Annotated in this window: 13 protein-coding genes; 9 read left to right on the top strand and 4 right to left on the bottom strand. The window is 69.7% G+C overall.

From position 1 onward, the window contains the following. Positions 1 to 30 precede the first annotated feature (30 nt). Positions 31 to 1,539, top strand: coding sequence for a type VII secretion integral membrane protein EccD (eccD, locus tag V7E45_RS18145; RefSeq protein WP_333775230.1), 1,509 nt, complete (start codon positions 31 to 33; stop codon positions 1,537 to 1,539). An 83-nt stretch (positions 1,540 to 1,622) separates the two neighbouring features. Here eccD and V7E45_RS18150 read toward each other — a convergent pair whose 3' ends face one another. Beyond that, positions 1,623 to 1,901, bottom strand: a complete 279-nt coding sequence (locus V7E45_RS18150; RefSeq protein WP_333775216.1) for a DUF397 domain-containing protein — start codon at positions 1,899 to 1,901, stop codon at positions 1,623 to 1,625. A 354-nt stretch (positions 1,902 to 2,255) separates the two neighbouring features. On the opposite strand from V7E45_RS18150, the gene rpsO reads away from it, so the two are divergent. The 5 genes from rpsO (at position 2,256) to V7E45_RS18175 (ending at position 7,733) form a co-directional block, all read left to right on the top strand. Continuing rightward, positions 2,256 to 2,543, top strand: coding sequence for a 30S ribosomal protein S15 (rpsO, locus tag V7E45_RS18155; protein ID WP_005479656.1), 288 nt, complete (start codon positions 2,256 to 2,258; stop codon positions 2,541 to 2,543). Between the two features lie 313 nt (positions 2,544 to 2,856). Continuing rightward, entirely contained in the window at positions 2,857 to 5,079 is a 2,223-nt protein-coding gene (locus V7E45_RS18160; RefSeq protein WP_333775217.1) for a polyribonucleotide nucleotidyltransferase, read from the top strand. Further along, positions 5,076 to 6,455, top strand: coding sequence for a M16 family metallopeptidase (locus V7E45_RS18165; RefSeq protein ID WP_333775218.1), 1,380 nt, complete (start codon positions 5,076 to 5,078; stop codon positions 6,453 to 6,455). Before V7E45_RS18160 ends, V7E45_RS18165 begins: the two co-directional genes overlap by 4 nt. 47 nt (positions 6,456 to 6,502) lie before the next feature. Then, the gene (gene dapB / locus V7E45_RS18170) at positions 6,503 to 7,255 is read left to right on the top strand and encodes a 4-hydroxy-tetrahydrodipicolinate reductase (protein ID WP_333775219.1); all 753 of its coding nucleotides are present in this window, start codon (positions 6,503 to 6,505) and stop codon (positions 7,253 to 7,255) included. 25 nt (positions 7,256 to 7,280) lie between these two features. After that, positions 7,281 to 7,733, top strand: coding sequence for a hypothetical protein (locus tag V7E45_RS18175; protein WP_333775220.1), 453 nt, complete (start codon positions 7,281 to 7,283; stop codon positions 7,731 to 7,733). Between the two features lie 114 nt (positions 7,734 to 7,847). Here the strand turns inward: V7E45_RS18175 and V7E45_RS18180 are convergent, their stop codons facing one another. Both V7E45_RS18180 and V7E45_RS18185 read right to left on the bottom strand, forming a co-directional pair. Then, positions 7,848 to 8,402, bottom strand: coding sequence for a hypothetical protein (locus V7E45_RS18180; protein WP_333775221.1), 555 nt, complete (start codon positions 8,400 to 8,402; stop codon positions 7,848 to 7,850). A 90-nt stretch (positions 8,403 to 8,492) separates the two neighbouring features. Continuing rightward, positions 8,493 to 8,729, bottom strand: a complete 237-nt coding sequence (locus V7E45_RS18185; protein ID WP_333775222.1) for a hypothetical protein — start codon at positions 8,727 to 8,729, stop codon at positions 8,493 to 8,495. Between the two features lie 157 nt (positions 8,730 to 8,886). Between V7E45_RS18185 and thyX the strand changes: the two genes are divergently transcribed. The 3 genes from thyX (at position 8,887) to V7E45_RS18200 (ending at position 12,582) form a co-directional block, all read left to right on the top strand. Then, positions 8,887 to 9,630: an FAD-dependent thymidylate synthase gene (gene thyX, locus V7E45_RS18190; protein WP_333775223.1), complete on the top strand. Its 744-nt coding sequence runs from the start codon at positions 8,887 to 8,889 to the stop codon at positions 9,628 to 9,630. 211 nt (positions 9,631 to 9,841) lie between these two features. Then, positions 9,842 to 10,741, top strand: coding sequence for a 4-hydroxy-tetrahydrodipicolinate synthase (gene dapA / locus V7E45_RS18195; RefSeq protein ID WP_333775224.1), 900 nt, complete (start codon positions 9,842 to 9,844; stop codon positions 10,739 to 10,741). Between the two features lie 155 nt (positions 10,742 to 10,896). Further along, positions 10,897 to 12,582, top strand: a complete 1,686-nt coding sequence (locus V7E45_RS18200; protein ID WP_333775225.1) for a ribonuclease J — start codon at positions 10,897 to 10,899, stop codon at positions 12,580 to 12,582. A 145-nt stretch (positions 12,583 to 12,727) separates the two neighbouring features. Here the strand turns inward: V7E45_RS18200 and V7E45_RS18205 are convergent. Next, the coding region (locus V7E45_RS18205; protein ID WP_333775226.1) for a hypothetical protein at positions 12,728 to 12,942 on the bottom strand (215 nt) is incomplete at its 5' end.

Raw genomic sequence — 12,942 nt, forward strand, 5'->3', positions numbered from 1 at the left:
ACCGCCGACGAGGGGGAACAGCAGGTGAGCATGACGGCCTCCGCGCCTGCCGGCGCGACCGGTGGACCAGGCACCCAGGCCCCTTCCGGGGCGGGCATGGGATTCGGTTTCTGCCGGGTCACCATCGTGGCGCCCGACAGCCGCATCGACGTGGCCCTGCCCGACGACGTGCCGGTCGCCGACCTGTACCCGGAGATCCTGCGCCTGTCCCAGCAGAACCCCGCCGAGGGCGCGCCCGTCGGCTACCACCTCGTACGGCGGGACGGCACGGTCCTCGACGGGGCCCGGTCCTTCATGGCGCAGCGCATCCTCGACGGCGAGCTGCTCACCCTGCGCCCGTTCGCCGAGTCGCTGCCGCCCGCCGTCGTCGACGACGTCTCCGAGGCGGTGGCCTCCGCCGTCACCCGCGACCGAACGCTGTGGAGCGGCGACCTCACGCGTGCCGCCGGTCTCGTCGCGGGCGGCATCCTGCCCGCGCTGCTGGCGTTCGTGGCCTGGAGCTCCCGCATCCACCACGACATGAACAGCCTGCAGGGCGTCATCGCGGGAGTCGCCGGCATCCTGCTCATCACCATGGCATGCGTCCGCGCACGCGTGTACGACGACCGGGGTTCCGCCGTCGCGCTGGGACTCGGCGCGCTGCCGAACGTCGCCGTGGCCGGATCGGGTCTGCTGCCCCTCTCCGGCGGCGAGGGCATCGGACGGCTGCAGTTCCTGCTCGCCTGCACGGCCGTCCTCGTCGCCTCCGTGGTGCTCACCCTGGTGTCACCGGGCGGCGACGGCCCCTTCGTCGCGTTCGTCTTCGCCTCCGGGATCGGGCTGGTCACCTCCTTCATCGCGATCCTCACCGAGCTGCGGCCCATCGAGACGGCCGCCGTCTGCGCCCCGCTGTCGGTCGTGGCACTGGCCTTCCTGCCGGGTCTCTCCATGCGCTTCGCCCGGCTGCCCATCGGCTTCGAACCGCCGAACCAATCCCGCGGCGGCTACGGCGGCGGCGAGCCCGCCCCGCAGGAGCCCGTGGACGCCGAGCGGGTGGCCGCCCAGGCCCGGCGCGGCCACGAACTGCTCGTCGGGCTCGTCGGCGGCTGCGCCCTCGTGGCCGTGGGCGCGTCGATCGTCCTCGGCTTCTCCAGCAACATGTGGGCCCAGCTGCTCGCCCTCGCCACCGGCCTCGCCATGCTGATGCGCGCTCACCTGTTCCGCTACACCGCACAGGTCGGCGCCACCCTGGCCGCGGGCCTCGCCTCGATCGTCTTCCTCGGCCTCGGCCTCGCCCTCAACCCGCCGCGGAGCTACCTGATCGACGCCTTCCAGGGCGACACCGCGGCCCTCGACATCCGCAGCGTCTGGCTCGCCGCGGCGGTCGGCGCGGCCACCGCGCTGGTCACCGCCATCGGTCTGATCACCCCGCGCCGCGGTGTCACCCCGTTCTGGGGACGCTTCCTGGAGATCGCCGAGAGCTTCGTCCTGCTCACCCTGATCCCGCTGGCCCTGGCCGTGTTCGACGTGTACGCACGGGCCCGGGCGATGACCAGCTAGGCATTCCCGCGACACGCCCGCCGGATGTGCGACATGGGAAGGGGCGGCACGCGTGTGTGCCGCCCCTTCCCACGTCGCCTCCGCTACGCCTCCGCGGCATCCGTCCCCAGATCGAACTCCCCGTCCCGAGCCCCCAGCACGAAGGCGCGCCACTCCGCCTCCGTGTAGCGCAGCACGGTGTCCGGGTCGAGGGAGGACCGCATCGCGACCGCCCCGGCCGGGAGGTAGGCGATCTCGACGCGCTCCTCGTCCTGCTCCGTGCCCGGCGCGCAGTGCCACTCGACGTCCGTGATGTCCAGCGCGTACAGCTCGTCCCGCTCGCGGTCCTTGCGCGCCTTGGTCTCCGCTTCCGTCTCCGCCATCCCGAGGCGTCCCCTTCCCGGTCGTTCCCGGTCGTTCCCGGTAGCTTCCGGCCGGTCCCGGCCGGTCCGGCTCCTCCCGCCGTGATCACGTGATCCGGCGGTCCCGATGTACGTACGATCAGCGCGCTCACCCTAGTGGCCGCCCACCGCCGGCCACGGCCGTTCCGGAACGCCGGTGAAGACGGCCGTGTCCGCCTGGTACGCTGGTCGACGGCCGTTTGTGTACGCACTTCCGGAGACCCCGAGGGTTCTGGAGGCCGCGCCCAGCGGATCCCCGCCTTTCGAGTCGTGGAAGCTCCCCCGAGAAGTGGACCGGGGGCACTCGATGGCACTTACAGACTATGAGGAGTAAGCGTGTCGCTCGACGCCGCTACGAAGAAGCAGATCATCACCGAGTTCGGTACCAAGGAGGGCGACACCGGCTCCCCCGAGGTCCAGGTCGCCATGCTGTCGCGTCGCATCTCCGACCTGACGGAGCACCTGAAGACGCACAAGCACGACCACCACTCCCGCCGTGGTCTGCTGATCCTGGTCGGTCAGCGCCGTCGCCTGCTGCAGTACCTGGCGAAGAAGGACATCCAGCGCTTCCGTGCGCTGGTCGACCGCCTGGGCATCCGCCGCGGTGCGGCGGGCGCCAAGTAAGACGCCGTGAAGGGAGCGGTTCCCGGTAGGACTGGGGACCGCTCCCTTTGCCGTACGTGGGGAAACGTGCGGAGTGTCACCGACGCTTTGTAGTGTGGTAGCACAACGCATTACAGACGACACAGCACGACAACGAAAGGGAGAAGCGCGCCTAGCCGCCGCCGGTCCTCGGTAGTGGCCCCCGGGGGGAAGCGAGCCCCGGGTGCTTCGATCGAAGACCGGCCCGCACCGCACGGAGCGCTTCTCCGCCACCGTCCCCCTGCCACACGGGCAGCCGAGGGACGAAAGACGACAAGTAACGGAGAAAACCATAGTGGAGAACGAGACCCACTACGCCGAGGCCGTCATCGACAACGGCGCGTTCGGCACCCGCACCATCCGCTTCGAGACGGGCCGCCTGGCCAAGCAGGCCGCCGGCTCCGCCGTGGCGTACCTGGACGACGACACCATGGTGCTGTCGGCCACCACCGCCTCCAAGAACCCCAAGGACCAGCTCGACTTCTTCCCCCTGACGGTGGACGTCGAGGAGCGGATGTACGCCGCCGGCAAGATCCCCGGCAGCTTCTTCCGCCGTGAGGGCCGCCCCTCCGAGGACGCCATCCTCACCTGCCGCCTCATCGACCGCCCGCTGCGCCCGTCCTTCAAGAAGGGCCTGCGCAACGAGATCCAGGTCGTCGCCACGATCATGGCGCTCAACCCCGACCACCTGTACGACGTCGTGGCGATCAACGCCGCGTCCGCGTCGACGCAGCTGGCCGGCCTGCCCTTCTCCGGCCCGATCGGCGGCGTCCGCGTCGCGCTGATCCGCGGTCAGTGGGTCGCCTTCCCGACGCACACCGAGCTCGAGGACGCCGTCTTCGACATGGTGGTCGCCGGCCGCGTCCTGGAGGACGGCGACGTCGCGATCATGATGGTCGAGGCCGAGGCCACCGACAAGACCATCAAGCTGGTCGAGGGCGGCTCCGAGGCGCCGACCGAGGAGGTCGTCGCCGCCGGTCTCGAGGCCGCGAAGCCCTTCATCAAGGTCCTGTGCAAGGCCCAGGCCGACCTCGCGTCGAAGGCCGCCAAGCCGACCGCCGAGTTCCCGATCTTCCTGGACTACCAGGACGACGTCCTCGAGGCCCTGACGGCCGCCGTCAAGCCCGAGCTCGCCCAGGCGCTCACCATCGCCGGCAAGCAGGAGCGCGAGGCCGAGCTGGACCGCGTCAAGGGCCTGGCCGCCGAGAAGCTCCTGCCGGAGTTCGAGGGCCGCGAGAAGGAGATCTCCGCCGCGTACCGCTCGCTGACCAAGACCCTGGTCCGTGAGCGCGTCATCAAGGAGAAGAAGCGCATCGACGGCCGCGGTGTCACCGACATCCGCACCCTGGCCGCCGAGGTCGAGGCCATCCCGCGCGTGCACGGCTCCGCGGTGTTCGAGCGTGGCGAGACCCAGATCCTGGGCGTCACCACCCTCAACATGCTCCGCATGGAGCAGCAGCTGGACACCCTCTCCCCGGTGACCCGCAAGCGCTACATGCACAACTACAACTTCCCGCCGTACTCCACCGGTGAGACCGGCCGCGTCGGCTCCCCGAAGCGCCGCGAGATCGGCCACGGCGCCCTCGCCGAGCGCGCCCTCGTGCCGGTCCTGCCGACGCGCGAGGAGTTCCCCTACGCGATCCGCCAGGTCTCCGAGGCGCTGAGCTCCAACGGCTCGACGTCCATGGGCTCGGTGTGCGCCTCCACCATGTCGCTGCTGAACGCCGGTGTGCCGCTGAAGGCCCCCGTCGCCGGTATCGCCATGGGCCTCATCTCCCAGGAGATCGAGGGCGAGACGCACTACGTCACCCTCACCGACATCCTCGGTGCGGAGGACGCCTTCGGCGACATGGACTTCAAGGTCGCCGGCACCAAGGAGTTCGTGACCGCCCTCCAGCTCGACACCAAGCTGGACGGCATCCCGGCCTCCGTCCTGGCCGCCGCCCTGAAGCAGGCCCGTGACGCCCGCCTCCACATCCTCGACGTGATGATGGAAGCGATCGACACGCCGGACGAGATGTCCCCGAACGCCCCGCGGATCATCACCGTCAAGATCCCGGTGGACAAGATCGGTGAGGTCATCGGCCCCAAGGGCAAGATGATCAACCAGATCCAGGAGGACACCGGCGCCGAGATCACGATCGAGGACGACGGCACCATCTACATCGGTGCCGCCGACGGCCCGGCCGCCGAGGCCGCCCGTGCCACGATCAACGGCATCGCCAACCCGACGATGCCCGAGGTCGGCGAGCGCTACCTGGGCACGGTCGTGAAGACGACCACCTTCGGTGCGTTCGTCTCCCTGCTGCCCGGCAAGGACGGTCTGCTGCACATCTCGCAGATCCGCAAGCTCGCCGGCGGCAAGCGCGTGGAGAACGTCGAGGACGTGCTCGGTGTGGGCCACAAGGTCCAGGTCGAGATCGCCGAGATCGACTCCCGCGGCAAGCTCTCCCTCATCCCCGTGATCGAGGGCGAGGAAGGCTCCGACGAGACGAAGAAGGACGACGCCGAGCAGTGACGTCCCGTAGCTCCAAGGCGACGGCCCGCACCTCCACCGAGGCGCGGGCCGTCGCCCGTACCCAAACCCTCATCAAGGGAACCAACGGCATCGGCACGGTCCGCAAGACCACCCTCCCGGGCGGCCTGCGCATCGTCACCGAGACACTGCCCTCGGTCCGCTCCGCGACCTTCGGCATCTGGGCGCACGTGGGCTCCCGCGACGAGACCCCCTCGCTGAACGGTGCCACGCACTACCTGGAGCACCTGCTCTTCAAGGGCACCGGCCGCAGGTCGGCGCTGGACATCTCCTCCGCCCTCGACGCGGTCGGCGGCGAGATGAACGCCTTCACGGCCAAGGAGTACACGTGCTACTACGCGCGCGTGCTCGACACCGACCTGCCGCTCGCCATCGACGTCGTCTGCGACATGCTGACCGGCTCGCTCATCCTCGAAGAGGACGTCAACGTCGAGCGCGGCGCGATCCTCGAAGAGATCGCCATGACCGAGGACGACCCGGGCGACTGCGTGCACGACCTGTTCGCGCACACGATGTTCGGTGACAACGCCCTCGGCCGCCCGGTCCTCGGCACGGTCGACACGGTCAACGCGCTCACCGCCGACCGCATCCGCCGCTTCTACCGCAAGCACTACGACCCGACGCACCTCGTCGTGGCCTGCGCGGGCAACATCGACCACAACAAGGTCGTACGGCAGGTCCGCGCGGCCTTCGAGAAGGCCGGCGCCCTCGGGAACCCGGAGGCGCTGCCCATCGCCCCGCGTGACGGCAGCCGCCGGCTGCGCACGGCCGGCAAGGTCGAACTGCTCGGCCGTAAGACCGAGCAGGCGCATGTCGTCCTCGGCATGCCCGGCCTGGCCCGCACCGACGACCGCCGCTGGGCCATGGGCGTGCTCAACACCGCCCTCGGCGGCGGCATGTCCTCCCGCCTCTTCCAGGAGGTCCGGGAGAAGCGCGGCCTGGCGTACAGCGTGTACTCGTACACCTCGGGCTTCGCCGACTGCGGCCTGTTCGGCGTGTACGCGGGCTGCCGCCCGAGCCAGGTCCACGACGTGCTGAGGATCTGCCGGGACGAACTCGACCAGGTCGCCGCCGAAGGGCTGTCCGACGACGAGATCGGCCGCGCGATCGGCCAGCTCCAGGGCTCCACCGTCCTGGGCCTCGAGGACACCGGCGCGCTGATGAACCGTATCGGCAAGAGTGAGCTGTGCTGGGGCGAGCAGATGTCCGTCGACGACATGCTGGCCCGGATAGCCGCGGTCACCCCCGACGAGGTCCGGTCGGTCGCCCGTGACGTCCTGGGACAGCGCCCCTCGCTGTCGGTCATCGGCCCGCTGAAGGACAAGCAGGCCGCGCGGCTGCACGACGCGGTCGCCTGACCCCGGTAACCCCCTTCGGAACCCCCTCCGGTCTAAGGAAGCAAGAGATGAGCAAGCTGCGCGTGGCGGTCCTCGGTGCCAAGGGCCGGATCGGGTCCGAGGCGGTACGGGCGGTCGAGGCCGCCGAGGACATGGAGCTGGTCGCCGCCCTCGGCCGCGGCGACAAGCTGGAGACCCTGACGGAGACCGGCGCCCAGGTGGTCGTCGAGCTGACCACCCCGGCGTCGGTCATGGACAACCTCGACTTCTGCGTGCGCCACGGCATCCACGCGGTCGTCGGTACGACGGGCTGGACCGACGAGCGCCTCGCGCGGCTCAGGGGCTGGCTCGACGGGTCCCCGGAGACCGGCGTGCTGATCGCGCCGAACTTCTCCATCGGCGCCGTGCTGACCATGAAGTTCGCGCAGATCGCCGCGCCGTACTTCGAGTCGGTCGAGGTCGTCGAGCTGCACCACCCCAACAAGGTGGACGCCCCGTCCGGGACCGCCACGCGCACGGCCCAGCTCATCGCCGAGGCCCGCCGCCGGGCCGGCACGGCCCCGGCGCCGGACGCCACCGCCACGGCCCTGGACGGCGCCCGCGGCGCCGACGTGGACGGCGTCCCCGTCCACGCCGTCCGCCTGCGCGGCCTCCTGGCCCACCAGGAGGTGCTGCTCGGCGGCGAGGGCGAGACTCTCACCGTCCGCCACGACTCCCTGCACCACAGCAGCTTCATGCCGGGCATCCTGCTCGGCGCCCGCCGGGTGGTGTCGACTCCGGGCCTGACCTTCGGCCTGGAACACTTCCTGGACCTGAGCTGAGACCCGAGCCGAACCAGAAGACGTCATGCGCGCGAAGATCACATACCTCGTCACGGCCGCCGTTCTGCTGTTCTACTTCGTCCTGGTCGGCAGCCGGGGCGTGATGCTCATCCAGTCCGGCACGGTCGTCACCGTCACCTTCGGGGTCGCGGTGCTCGTCCTGCCGGTCATCGGGCTGTGGTTCCTGTGGAAGAACACCCAGTTCGTCCGCAGGGCCAACCAACTCGCCGCCGAGCTCGACGCCGAGGGCGGCCTGCCCGTCGACGAGCTGAAGCGCACCCCGGCCGGCCGCATCGACCGCGATTCGGCCGACGAGGTGTTCGCCAGGCGCAGGGCCGAGACGGAGGCGGCACCGGACGACTGGCGCAGCTGGTTCCGGCTCGCCGTCGCCTACCACGACGCCCGGGACACCCCGCGCGCCCGCAAGGCCATGCAGCGGGCCATCGCGCTGCACGACGGCAAGCCCGTCCAGGTCTGAGCCGTACCGGCGGCCCGGCACACACACACGGTGCCAGGCGCCAGGAGGCACACACGGTGAAGGGGCCGGTCCGCACCACTGCGGACCGGCCCCTTCACGCATGCGGTGCGAAGGTCAGCCGTGCCGGTACTCCGCCGCCCACGCCTCCACCGTGTCCGCGGCCCGGTCGAAGGCGGCGGGACGGCTCAGGAAGTCCAGACCGTGCGTGGTCATCAGGGGAGCGGTCTCGTCGGGGGACCGGTCCTTGCGCACGAGCGTCAGGGCCTGCCCCTGCACCGTGCGCGGCAGCCCCAGCCAGCGCACCGGCTGCTGGGCCGTGCGCACCGAGACCACCCGCTGCCAGGGCACCGTGCGCGTCAGCAGGAAGCCGACGTGGCGCAGCCCGCGCGCGCTCACCCACACGCCCATGCGCAGCAGCCGCAGCGCGGACGCGATGACGGCCAGCGCCACGACGAGGACCGCGCCGGCGTCGGAGACCGAACCGGTCAGCGCGATGAGGACCGCTCCGAACAGGACGAACGAGGAGAGCAGCAGCCCGAGCGCCGCTCCGGCCACCCGCCAGGGCCCGGGCCGGTAGGGGCGCCGCCAGCGATCGCGGTCGTCGTACGGCAGCGGGCTCTCGGATGCCGCCTCGAAGCTCCGGTCGGCCGTCAGGAAGGGCAGGGGCACGGCTGGTCCTCACTCAATCCTTGCTGGGGCTGTGCCCGGTGAGGCTATCCGTCCGCGTTACCGCCCACCACCCGTGGGTGGCCGGAAGGGTCAGTGCCCCTGTGACGCCTGGGACCGCGGGGCCGACGTGCCGGACGGCGTGGACAGCGCGGGCGTGCCGAGGAGGACCGAGCCGACGAGTCCGGCGACGATGGTGAGCCCCAGCAGCCAGCGCCCGGCCATCTCGCCCAGGGAAGCCCGCCGGCGGGGCGGGGGAGCGACGTTGCTGCGGAACCTGTCCGCCTCGGCCAGGAAGGCGAAGGGCACGGGCTCACGCCTACGGAACATGGTGGTACGTCTCCTCTCGGGACCGAATGTGCGGACCTCACCGGTACAGACGCTCGAGTGACACAAAAGGTGCCCATGTCCGAAAAAATGCGGGGCGAGGTCACTGTCCGGGACTGTCAGGGGTGCCCCGTACAGTGGGCGCGAACCTGAAGAAGTGATGGGAAGGACCCCCGTGACCACCCCCGAGTCGCTCACCCTGCGCAGTGACGTCACCGTCGAACTCGTGAAGTCCAGCGCTTCGGATGCCGACGTCCTCTTCGCCGCCCGCGTCTCCACGCTCGGCGAGCAGTCCCTGGACGAGCTGAAGAAGGACCCCGAGCGCTCCAAAGGGCTGATCAACTACCTGATGCGGGACCGGCACGGCAGCCCGTTCGAGCACAACTCGATGACCTTCTTCATCAGCGCCCCGATCTTCGTGTTCCGCGAGTTCATGCGGCACCGGGTCGGCTGGTCCTACAACGAGGAGTCGGGCCGCTACCGGGAGCTGGAGCCGGTCTTCTACGTCCCCGACACCTCCCGCAAGCTCGTGCAGGAGGGCCGTCCGGGCAAGTACGTCTTCGTCGAGGGCAGCCCGGCCCAGCACGAGGCCGTGCGCGGCACCCTGGAGGAGTCCTACGAGCAGGCGTACGCGGCTTACCAGAAACTCCTCGCCGAGGGTGTGGCCCGTGAGGTCGCCCGCTCGGTCCTGCCGGTGGGTCTCTTCTCCTCGATGTACGCCACCTGCAACGCCCGCTCGCTGATGCACTTCCTCGGCCTGCGTACCCAGCACGAGCTGGCCAAGGTGCCGTCCTTCCCGCAGCGGGAGATCGAGATGGTCGGCGAGAAGATGGAGGCGGAATGGGCCCGGCTCATGCCGCTCACCTACGCCGCCTTCAACGGCAACGGCCGGGTGGCCCCCTGACGAAGCCCGTTCCGCCCACGCGGAACGGATGTACGGGTCAGCCTGGCGAAGTGTCCGTATTGCGGCATTTAGAGAAGTTCATCTAGCCTGATCAAACGGACCCGGCACTGCTTGAACCCCCGAGCAGGCAGTGCCGGGCTCCATATTTGTCCTGACTTTCCCGGCACCCCGAGGGCAGACCACGCATTGAGCACCGAGTAGCGTGTTACCCATGGCTCCGACCTCGACTCCGCAGACCCCCTTCGGGCGGGTCCTCACCGCCATGGTCACGCCCTTCACGGCGGACGGCGCACTCGACCTCGACGGCGCGCAGCGGCTCGCCGCCCACCTGGTGGACGCAGGCAACGACGGCCTGATCGTCAACGGCACCACCGGCGAGTCCCCCACCACCAGCGACGCGGAGAAATCGGACCTGGTACGAGCCGTGGTCGAAGCGGTCGGCGACCGCGCCCACGTCGTGGCAGGAGTCGGCACCAACGACACCCACCACAGCGTCGAGCTGGCCCGCGAGGCCGAGCGCGCCGGCGCACACGGCCTGCTGGTCGTCACGCCGTACTACAACAAGCCCCCGCAAGAGGGCCTGTACCGGCACTTCACGGCCGTCGCGGACACCACCGGCCTGCCGGTCATGCTCTACGACATCCCCGGCCGCAGCGGCGTCCCGATCAACACCGAGACGCTCGTCCGCCTCGCCGAACACCCGCGGATCGTCGCCAACAAGGACGCCAAGGGCGACCTCGGCCGCGCGAGCTGGGCCATCGCCCAGTCCGGCCTCGCCTGGTACTCCGGCGACGACATGCTGAACCTGCCGCTGCTGTCCGTGGGCGCCGTCGGCTTCGTGTCGGTCGTCGGCCACCTCGTCACCCCCGACCTGCGCGCCCTCGTCGACGCGTACACCTCGGGCGACGTCGTCAAGGCCACCGAGATCCATCAGAAGCTGCTCCCGGTCTACACGGGCATGTTCCGCACCCAGGGCGTCATGACCACCAAGGCGGCACTCGCCCTCCAGGGCCTGCCCGCCGGACCGCTGCGCGCCCCCATGGTCGAGTGCTCGACCGAGGAGATCGCCCAGCTCAAGATCGATCTTGCCGCCGGCGGGGTACAGCTCTGACAACAGACTTAGCACCACCCGGGCTTCACAACTGAACAACAACCGCATACGCAGGCCACCGGTGTCCGCATCCCACAACGACAACTGCTTCTGCACGAACGTCACGCGCGCCACGTGCCCTACCGGTACGTGGCGTGCGTGGTGAGGAGAGTCTTTTGAGTCATCCGCATCCTGAACTCGGCTCGCCCCCGCCGCTCCCGGAGGGCGGCCTGCGGGTCACCCCGCTCGGCGGTCTCGGCGAGATCGGCCGGAACATGACGGTCTTCGAGTACGGCGGCCGTCTGCTGATCGTCGACTGCGGAGTGCTCTTCCCCGAGGAGGAGCAGCCCGGAATCGACCTGATCCTGCCGGACTTCTCGTCCATCCGGGACCGCCTCGACGACATCGAAGGCATCGTCCTCACGCACGGCCACGAGGACCACATCGGCGGTGTGCCCTTCCTGCTCCGCGAGAAGCCGGACATCCCGCTGATCGGCTCCAAGCTGACGCTGGCCCTCATCGAGGCCAAGCTCCAGGAGCACCGGATCCGGCCGTACACCTTGGAGGTGGCGGAGGGGAACCGCGAGCGCGTCGGCCCCTTCGACTGCGAGTTCATCGCGGTCAACCACTCCATCCCGGACGCCCTGGCGGTCGCCATCCGCACCCCCGCCGGCATGGTGGTGCACACCGGCGACTTCAAGATGGACCAGCTCCCGCTGGACCGCCGCCTCACCGACCTGCACGCGTTCGCACGGCTGAGCGAGGAAAGCATCGACCTCCTGCTCGCCGATTCGACCAACGCCGAGGTGCCGGGCTTCGTCCCGCCCGAGCGGGACATCTCCAACGTCCTGCGCCAGGTATTCGCGGGCGCCCGCAAGCGGATCATCGTGGCGAGCTTCGCCAGCCACGTCCACCGCATCCAGCAGATCCTGGACGCCGCGCACGAGCAAGGCCGCAGGGTCGCCTTCGTCGGCCGTTCCATGGTCCGCAACATGGGCATCGCCCGGGACCTCGGCTACCTGAAGGTCCCGCCGGGCCTGGTGGTGGACGTCAAGACGCTGGACGACCTGCCCGACCACGAGGTGGTCCTGGTCTGCACGGGTTCCCAGGGCGAGCCGATGGCGGCCCTGTCCCGCATGGCCAACCGCGATCACCAGATCCGCATCGTCGACGGCGACACGGTCATCCTGGCCTCGTCCCTCATCCCGGGCAACGAGAACGCGGTCTACCGCGTGATCAACGGCCTGACCCGCTGGGGCGCCGACGTCGTCCACAAGGGCAACGCCAAGGTGCACGTCTCCGGCCACGCCTCCGCGGGCGAGCTGCTGTACTTCTACAACATCTGCCGCCCGAAGAACCTGATGCCGGTCCACGGCGAATGGCGTCACCTGCGCGCCAACGCCGAGCTGGGTGCCCTGACGGGTGTACCGCACGACCGGATCGTCATCGCCGAGGACGGCGTCGTGGTCGACCTGGTCGAGGGCAAGGCGAAGATCTCGGGCAAGGTCCAGGCGGGGTACGTCTACGTCGACGGACTCTCCGTCGGTGACGTCGGCGAGCCGGCCCTGAAGGACCGCAGGATCCTCGGCGACGAGGGCATCATCTCGGTCTTCGTGGTCGTGGACTCCTCCACCGGCAAGATCACCGGGGGCCCGCACGTGCAGGCCCGCGGCTCCGGTATCGAGGACTCGGCCTTCGCGGCCGTCCTGCCGAAGATCACCGAAGTACTCGAGCGGTCCGCGCAGGACGGCGTCGTGGAGCCCCACCAGCTCCAGCAACTCATCCGCCGCACCCTCGGCAAGTGGGTCTCCGACACCTACCGCCGCAGGCCGATGATCCTCCCGGTCGTCGTGGAGGTCTGACCCCTCGTCAGCGCGAACTGGGAGCGGGGCGCCTCGATTTGCATCGGGGCGCCCCGCTCCAGTACGTTTACGTCTCCGCCCGAGCGGGAACCCCAGTGCCTCAAGCGCTGGACCACGGTTCCCCGGACCGGGTGGGAAATCCGGCTCAGAACTTCTGATAAAGTCGGAACCGCCGGAAAGGGAAACGCGAGAGCGGAAACCTGGAAAGCGCCGAGGAAATCGGGTCGAGAAAAGATCTGATAGAGTCGGAAACGCAAGACCGAAGGGAAGCGCCCGGAGGAAAGCCCGAGAGGGTGAGTACAAAGGAAGCGACCGTTCCTTGAGAACTCAACAGCGTGCCAAAAATCAACGCCAGATATG

The sequence above is a fragment of the Streptomyces sp. IBSBF 3136 genome (assembly GCF_036815105.1).
Lineage (GTDB): Bacteria > Actinomycetota > Actinomycetes > Streptomycetales > Streptomycetaceae > Streptomyces.

Bases quoted from the DNA above. Each gene is read 5' to 3' on its own strand.
- eccD (WP_333775230.1), top strand. From the start codon at position 31: ATGACGGCCTCCGCGCCTGCCGGCGCGACCGGTGGACCAGGCACCCAG.
- V7E45_RS18150 (WP_333775216.1), bottom strand. From the start codon at position 1,901: ATGGCGGAGACGGAAGCGGAGACCAAGGCGCGCAAGGACCGCGAGCGG.
- dapB (WP_333775219.1), top strand. From the start codon at position 6,503: ATGAGCAAGCTGCGCGTGGCGGTCCTCGGTGCCAAGGGCCGGATCGGG.
- V7E45_RS18175 (WP_333775220.1), top strand. From the start codon at position 7,281: ATGCGCGCGAAGATCACATACCTCGTCACGGCCGCCGTTCTGCTGTTC.
- V7E45_RS18185 (WP_333775222.1), bottom strand. From the start codon at position 8,729: ATGTTCCGTAGGCGTGAGCCCGTGCCCTTCGCCTTCCTGGCCGAGGCG.
- thyX (WP_333775223.1), top strand. From the start codon at position 8,887: ATGGGAAGGACCCCCGTGACCACCCCCGAGTCGCTCACCCTGCGCAGT.
- dapA (WP_333775224.1), top strand. From the start codon at position 9,842: ATGGCTCCGACCTCGACTCCGCAGACCCCCTTCGGGCGGGTCCTCACC.